7 protein-coding genes are annotated in these 6905 nt (G+C 61.9%); 6 read left to right on the forward strand and 1 reads right to left on the reverse strand.

Going from position 1 to position 6905, the window contains the following annotated elements; genetic code table 11:
* Nucleotides 1-3 precede the first annotated feature (3 nt).
* Both emfA and queF read left to right on the forward strand, forming a co-directional pair.
* The gene (gene emfA, locus B5E41_RS10155) at nucleotides 4-918 is read left to right on the forward strand and encodes a CDF family cation efflux transporter EmfA (protein WP_088393217.1); all 915 of its coding nucleotides are present in this window, start codon (nucleotides 4-6) and stop codon (nucleotides 916-918) included.
* A complete protein-coding gene (gene queF / locus B5E41_RS10160) occupies nucleotides 918-1382 on the forward strand; it encodes a preQ(1) synthase (RefSeq protein WP_064810998.1) in 465 nt (154 codons plus the stop codon). Before emfA ends, queF begins: the two co-directional genes overlap by 1 nt.
* Nucleotides 1383-1516: 134 nt before the next feature.
* Here the strand turns inward: queF and B5E41_RS10165 are convergent, their stop codons facing one another.
* Entirely contained in the window at nucleotides 1517-2272 is a 756-nt protein-coding gene (locus B5E41_RS10165; RefSeq protein WP_088393219.1) for a DUF2076 domain-containing protein, read from the reverse strand.
* Nucleotides 2273-2503: 231 nt separating this feature from the next.
* Between B5E41_RS10165 and B5E41_RS10170 the strand changes: the two genes are divergently transcribed.
* The 4 genes from B5E41_RS10170 (at nucleotide 2504) to leuA (ending at nucleotide 6528) form a co-directional block, all read left to right on the forward strand.
* The gene (locus B5E41_RS10170) at nucleotides 2504-3088 is read left to right on the forward strand and encodes an ATP-dependent Clp protease proteolytic subunit (RefSeq protein WP_088393221.1); all 585 of its coding nucleotides are present in this window, start codon (nucleotides 2504-2506) and stop codon (nucleotides 3086-3088) included.
* Nucleotides 3089-3237: 149 nt separating this feature from the next.
* Nucleotides 3238-4467, forward strand: a complete 1230-nt coding sequence (locus B5E41_RS10175; RefSeq protein WP_088393223.1) for a benzoate/H(+) symporter BenE family transporter — start codon at nucleotides 3238-3240, stop codon at nucleotides 4465-4467.
* A gap of 60 nt (nucleotides 4468-4527) precedes the next feature.
* A complete protein-coding gene (locus B5E41_RS32560) occupies nucleotides 4528-4653 on the forward strand; it encodes a hypothetical protein (protein ID WP_257784615.1) in 126 nt (41 codons plus the stop codon).
* Between the two features lie 156 nt (nucleotides 4654-4809).
* Nucleotides 4810-6528 (forward strand): 2-isopropylmalate synthase, encoded by a 1719-nt coding sequence (gene leuA / locus B5E41_RS10180; RefSeq protein WP_088393225.1) that lies wholly within the window; start codon nucleotides 4810-4812, stop codon nucleotides 6526-6528.
* The last annotated feature ends 377 nt before the right edge of the window (nucleotides 6529-6905 follow it).

The following is a 6905-nucleotide window of genomic DNA, read 5'->3' on the forward strand; positions in this document are numbered from 1 at the left end:
GATATGAGCGACAACGGCGATCTGACGGTTCGGAAGCTGGCGATGTGGGGGATTCCGTTGTCGCTCGGCGTCATGGGGCTGAAGATGGTGGCCTGGTGGGTCACCGGCTCGGTGGCGCTGCTGTCGGACGGGCTTGAATCGACGGTTAACGTCGTTGCCGCGTTCATCGCTTTCTTCGTCATCCGCTATGCGCAGAAGCCGGCCGATCACGACCATCCCTTCGGCCATCACAAGGCGGAATATCTCTCTGCCGTCACCGAGGGCGTGCTGATTGTCGTCGCCGCGCTGCTGATCGTCAACGAGGCGGTCGGCTATCTCGCTGCGCCGCGCATGCTCGATGCACCGGTGCTCGGCCTTGCGATCAATCTGGCGGCTGGCGTCATCAATGCGGTGTGGGCGCGGCTTTTGATCCGCGCCGGGCGCAAATACCGCTCGGCGGCACTGGCGGCGGATGGGCAGCATATCATGTCGGATGTGGTGACATCCGTCGGCGTGCTCGTCGGGCTGCTGCTGGCGCTGGCGACGGGTTATGCGATTTTCGACCCGGTGCTTGCCATCCTCGTGGCCTGCAACATTCTCTATCAAGGCTGGAAGGTGATCTCGCAATCGATCAGCGGTTTGATGGACCAGGCGGTCGAGCCGCAGGAAGAGGAAGCGATCAAGCAGGCGATCGCCACCCATGCGGCGGGTTCGATCGGCGTGCATGACCTGAAGACGAGGCGGGCAGGCACCGTCACTTTCATCGATTTTCACATGGTGGTGCCCGGCACTATGTCCGTCCGACAGGCGCATGATATATGCGACCGCCTTGAGGATGCCATCAGAGCGGTGCATGAGGGCGCTAAAATAGCCATTCATGTGGAGCCGGAGGGCGAAAAAGCCCATGGCATCCGCGTCAAAGTCGTCAAGGAGGCATGATGCCGAATACCGATGTTTCCAGCCTGTCGATGCTGGGTCAGCAAACCGAAACTGCGAAATCGCCGGAAGAGGCGGTGCTGGAAAAAGTGCCGTCCAATCATGCCGGCACCGACTATGTCGTGCGCTTCACCGCGCCGGAATTCACCTCGCTCTGCCCGATGACGGGGCAGCCGGATTTCGCCCATATCGTCATCGACTACATCCCCGGCGAATGGCTTGTGGAATCGAAGTCGCTGAAACTCTTCCTGTTTTCCTTCCGCAATCACGGCGCCTTCCACGAGGATTGCTCGATTTACATCGCCAAGCGCATCGTCGAACTGCTCGACCCCAAGTGGCTTCGCATCGGTGCTTACTGGTATCCGCGTGGCGGCATTCCGATCGACGTCTTCTGGCAGACGGGTAAGCCGCCGGAAGGTGTGTGGCTGCCGGAGCAGGGCGTCGCCACCTATCGTGGCCGTGGCTGAGGAGCGGTCGGGCAACGCCCGAGCAATCGATCCAGTGAATCGATTGCAGCGACGAACGCCCGAGCCCAAGCGAAGGGCCGGGATACGGTGCGGCAATGCAAAACCAACTGCCGGCCATTTCCGCCCGTTAAACCTCAAACATCCGTAACGTCGCCGGACGAGTCATCACTGTAATCGTCCCCATCGTCGTAATCGGCCTGCTGCACATTGTCGTCATTATCATTACCGGCATTATCAGAGGCCTGGCGGACGTCGTCGTTGCCGTAATAATTGTTGATGACGGTCTCTTCGGTTGGCGCGGTCACATTGCCGAAGGGGTTGGCGCCGAAAGGCGAGCCCCAGCCGAGCGAGGACATGTGGTTGCCGAAGATGCCGCTCAAGGAGTTGGCAAGCAGCATGCCGCCGGCAACACCCGCGGCTGTGCCGAGTGCGCCGCGCAGGAAGCTGCCGCCGGCAGACGGCACATAGGCCTGCTGGCTCCAGGGGCCGGTGGGCTGCTGCTGCGGGCGATCGTAGCCGCGCGGCTCGTCATAGGCGCGGGACGGCTGCCCCCAGGGGCCCGGGTTGGAGGGGACAGGCGCGGGCTGCTGTGTCTGGGTATTGCCGAAGATCGAGCTCAGGAAGCCGCCGCCCTGTTCGGCCTGGTGGTGCTCGCTGACTCCGGCTTCAAACTGCCGGACGCGCTCCTCGAGTTCCTTGATGTGGTTGGCGGCTGCTTCAAGCCCCTTTTCCTGCACGATGACGGCCTGGGCGAGATAATAAGTGGCTGACGGCTGCTCGCGCGTCGCCTGGTCGATCAGGGCTTCGGCCTCGCGATCGCGCGGCTGGGCTTGCGCCGTGCGCACGCGGTCGAAGAGGGCGGTCAGCAATTGGCGTTCTTCCGGTGACATGTCCGGTCTCCTGTTGATCTCGTTTGGCGGTTGCCATGTGAGAGGTGAGGTAGGAACCGATTCCGGCTTTTCAAAGCCTTCCACCGTTACATTTCAGTAAGGCTTGCGGAACGGTGCGCGGCTTCTTAAGGATATCTCCATCGCTTCGGTGCCTTGTGTTTTTCCCGCATTGTTTTAGGCATTGAGTCGCACTATGTGCGAGGAACCCGAATTCATCTCCGAGAGGTTCGAATGAACGACGAAGAACAGGACGACAAGACGAAGGAACTGCCGCTCGGCAAGGAAACGGAGGCGAATCTTTTCAAGTCGCGTTCGATCTTCATCTATGGACCGATCAACCAGGAACTGGCGCAGAAGGTCTGCTCGCAGCTCGTCGCACTTGCTGCGGCGAGCGACGAAGACATTCGCATCTATGTCAATTCGCCCGGCGGTCACGTCGAATCCGGCGATTCCATCCATGACATGGTCAAGTTCATCAAGCCGAAGGTGTGGATGATCGGCACCGGCTGGGTCGCTTCGGCCGGCGCGCTGATCTATGTCGCGGCTCCCAGGGAAAGGCGCCTGTGCCTGCCGAACACGCGCTTCCTGCTGCACCAACCGTCGGGCGGCACGCGCGGCATGGCATCCGATATCGAGATCCAGGCACGTGAGATCATCAAGATGAACGAGCGCCTGAACAAGATCATGGCGGAGGCCACCGGCCAGCCGCTCGAGAAGATCGCCAAGGACACGGATCGCGACTACTGGCTCTCGGCCGAAGAGGCGAAGGAGTACGGCCTTGTCTCGCGGATCGTGACGTCGCAAGCCGACATCTGAGTTTTCTCGGTCGGACCTTCGAAACGCCCTTGCCTGCCGACCGCGGGTGAGGGCGTCTTGATTTCGGATGGTGCTTGCGGTCATCGACCGGCAGAGCTGGACGGAAAGCCCTCAATCTGGACTTGCGCGGGCGGCAACCATCATGCTCCATGCGCCATTCCAGCAGCTCAGAGTCCGCCATGCTCAAAGATTTTTCCGTCCAGGCCCTGTTCATGGGTCTGCTTACCGCTTTCGTCGGCTCCGCCAGCTCTTTCGCCGTCGTGCTGCACGGGCTGCAGGCGGTGGGTGCGACGGATGCGCAGGCCGCTTCGGGGCTGATGGCCTTGTCGATCTCTATGGGCGTCTGCGCAATCGTGCTCAGCGCCGTCACCCGATTGCCGATCAGCATCGCCTGGTCGACGCCGGGGGCGGCGCTGCTCGCAAGCACAGGCGCAATCGAGGGCGGCTTCAATGCGGCGGTCGGCGCATTCCTGATCTGCGCCGTGCTGATCATCATTGCCGGGCTGTTCAAGCCGCTCGGCCGGGCGGTGGCCGCCATTCCCGCGCCGCTCGCCAATGCGATGCTCGCCGGTGTGCTGATCGGTCTCTGCTTTGCGCCGGTGAAGGCGATCGGCTTCAATCCGCTGCTCGGTCTGCCGATCGTCATTTCCTGGATCGTCGTCGGCGCGTTCAGGCGGCTCTGGGCGGTGCCGGCCGCGCTTGCAGCCTTCGTGCTGGTGCTCGCCTTCGGCGTCGACATTCCCGACGGCGCTTTCGCCTCGCTCGAACGATCGCTGGTGCCAGCTGCGGAAATCGTCCGCCCGGTGTTCAGCCTCTCAGCCTTCATCTCGATCGCGCTGCCGCTTTTCATCGTCACCATGGCCTCGCAGAACATTCCCGGTATCGCCGTGCTGAAGGTCAATCACTACGATCCGAAGCCAGGTCCGCTCTTTGCCGTCACCGGCTTCTTTTCGTTGCTGTCGGCGCCTTTCGGCGGACACGCCGTCAACCTGGCGGCCATCACCGCGGCAATGTGCGCCGGGCATGACGCCCATGCCGATCCCAAGCGGCGCTATTGGGCGTCGCTGATCGCTGGCGTCGGTTATGTGATCCTCGGGCTGCTCGCAGGCGCGGTGACGGCTTTTGTCGCCTTGGCGCCGCCTATTCTGATCGAGGCGGTGGCGGGGCTGGCGCTGGTCGGGGCCTTCTCATCCTCGGCGATGTCGGCTTTCCAGGCGCCGGAATCGCGCGAGGCGGCGGCGATCACTTTCCTCGTAACGGCATCAGGCGTTTCGTTCGGCGGCATCTCAGGCGCCTTCTGGGGATTGATCGCCGGCGGGTTGATGCTCGCGCTGTCGCAGCTGGTGACGATTCGGAAACGACAGTCTCAGTCGAAGTAACGGAAGGCGGTGGGCTGCGAGGGCTTGTCAGTTTCACCGCCCAAGGTTATAAGCGCGGCCATGAAGACCTCTGGCGCCAAGATTTCCGACACGATTGCACGCGGCCGCATCGCCCTGCGTGACGTCTCGAGCGCCGTGACCTCGCTTCTTCTCCTCGGCCTTACGCGCGGTTGCCGGGTCCGTTGAGGAGCGCCCGGCGGCCGAAAGCCCGCCCGGTATCGCTCCTCGCGACTCACTTTCAAAATTGACCTAACGACCGACGAAGGTCCGCATTTGTTTATCGCCAAGTCCGATGCGATCGGCTAAGAGGCGGGGCAAATGCCGGGACGAGGAGACAAGACAATGGACAATACCAACAGCCGATCCTCCGCGAAAGGCATGCCCAATGCCGCGATGAAATACCGGCCCTATCCGCAGGTGAATATTCCCGACCGCACCTGGCCGACCAAGACTATCACCAAGGCGCCGGTGTGGTGCTCGGTCGATCTGCGCGACGGCAACCAGGCGCTGGTCGACCCGATGGGCCACGATCGCAAGGCCCGGATGTTCCATTTGCTGCTGGAGATGGGCTTCAAGGAAATCGAGATCGGCTTTCCCTCCGCCTCGCAGACGGATTTCGATTTCGCCCGCTGGTGCGTGGAAGAGGGCAACGTGCCCGCCGATGTCTCGCTGCAGGTGCTGGTACAGTGCCGCCCGGAGCTCATCACACGCACCTTCGAAGCGCTGGAAGGCGCAAACCGGCCGATCGTGCATTTCTATAACTCGACCAGCGAGCTGCAGCGCCGCGTCGTTTTCGCCAAGGATGTGCAGGGCATCAAGCAGATCGCCGTCGATGCCGCCAAGATGATCACCGACATGGCCGCCAAGGCCGGCGGCGGCTATCGTTTCGAATATTCGCCCGAGAGCTTCACCGGCACGGAGCTGGAAGTGGCGCTGGAGATCTGCAACGCCGTCATCGAGGTGGTGAAGCCGACGCCCGACAACAAGCTCATCATCAACCTGCCGTCCACCGTCGAGATGGCGACGCCGAACGTCTATGCCGACCAGATCGAATGGATGTGCCGCAACCTCGACAATCGTGAGAACCTGATCGTCTCGCTGCATCCGCACAACGACCGCGGCACCGGCATCGCCGCCGCCGAACTGGCCTTGCTGGCAGGCGCCGACCGCGTCGAAGGCACGCTGTTCGGCAATGGCGAGCGCACCGGCAATGTCGACGTCGTGACGATGGCGCTCAACATGTTCACGCAGGGCGTCGATCCCGGGATCGACTGCTCCAACATCGAGCGCATCAAGGAGGTATTCGAATATTCGAACCAGATGGCGATTGCCGAGCGTCACCCTTATGTCGGCGAGCTGGTCTATACGGCTTTCTCCGGCTCGCATCAGGATGCGATCAACAAGGGCATGAAGGCCGCACAGGTCGCCAACCATCCTGTCTGGGAAGTGCCTTATCTGCCGATCGATCCGCGTGATGTCGGCCGTTCCTACGAGGCGATCATCCGCATCAACTCGCAGTCCGGCAAGGGCGGCATCGCCTATATCCTGCAGCAGGATTACGGGCTCAACCTGCCGCGCAACCTGCAGGTCGAGTTCCGTGAAGAAATCCAGCGCATCACCGACGTCGAGGGCAAGGAGCTTCCCTCGAAGCGCATCTACGACCGCTTCATCGAGCGCTACGTGACGCAGCCTGAGGCGCGCCTCAAGTTCGTCGACCACCACACCTATCCCGACACCGAGCGCAAGGGCCAGCGGATCGTTGCCGCTGAAATCACCGACAATGGCGAGATCAAGCGCATCGAAGGGCGCGGCAACGGCCCGATCGACGGCTTCATCAACGCACTGTCGCATTATCTCGGCATCGAAATGTCGGTCGAGGACTATTCGGAGCATTCGCTGCAGCACGGCTCGAACGCGGCGGCGATCTCCTATGTCGAGACCTCCTATCCCGGCGGCAAACTCTTCGGCGCCGGCATCAACACCAACATCGTCGCGGCATCACTGGAAGCGATCGTCTCGGCGGCCAACCGGGTGCTCGAGGTGAAAGCTGGCAAGGCTTGATCAATTGGTGACGTAATATCAGCGCTTTGATCAGGATTGCCCGTTGCTGATGCTCGGGCATTCGCTCCTGTTGGCGCCAGCGGCCCCCTCATCCGCCCTTCGGGCACCTTCTTGGATGAGCAAAATGTAGGATACTTATGCCTGCCGGGCGGGTGGCCGCCCGCCCGGCAGCTGGTTGTCGGATCGTCACCTTCTTAGCCGTTAGGGGCTGTGGGGAGCAGGATCGCAACCGGCTCTTCATCTGGCCCGTGTGGTTGCAGGAACCTTGGGGTTCGTATCCAAGACAGGGACGACGAAGATGACCGATAATAGCATGATTTGTGCCGGAATCGATGTCGGCAAAAGCCATCTCGACATTGCCCTCCATCCCGGCCGCG

It is taken from the genome of Rhizobium esperanzae (assembly GCF_002204185.1).
Classification (GTDB): domain Bacteria; phylum Pseudomonadota; class Alphaproteobacteria; order Rhizobiales; family Rhizobiaceae; genus Rhizobium; species Rhizobium esperanzae.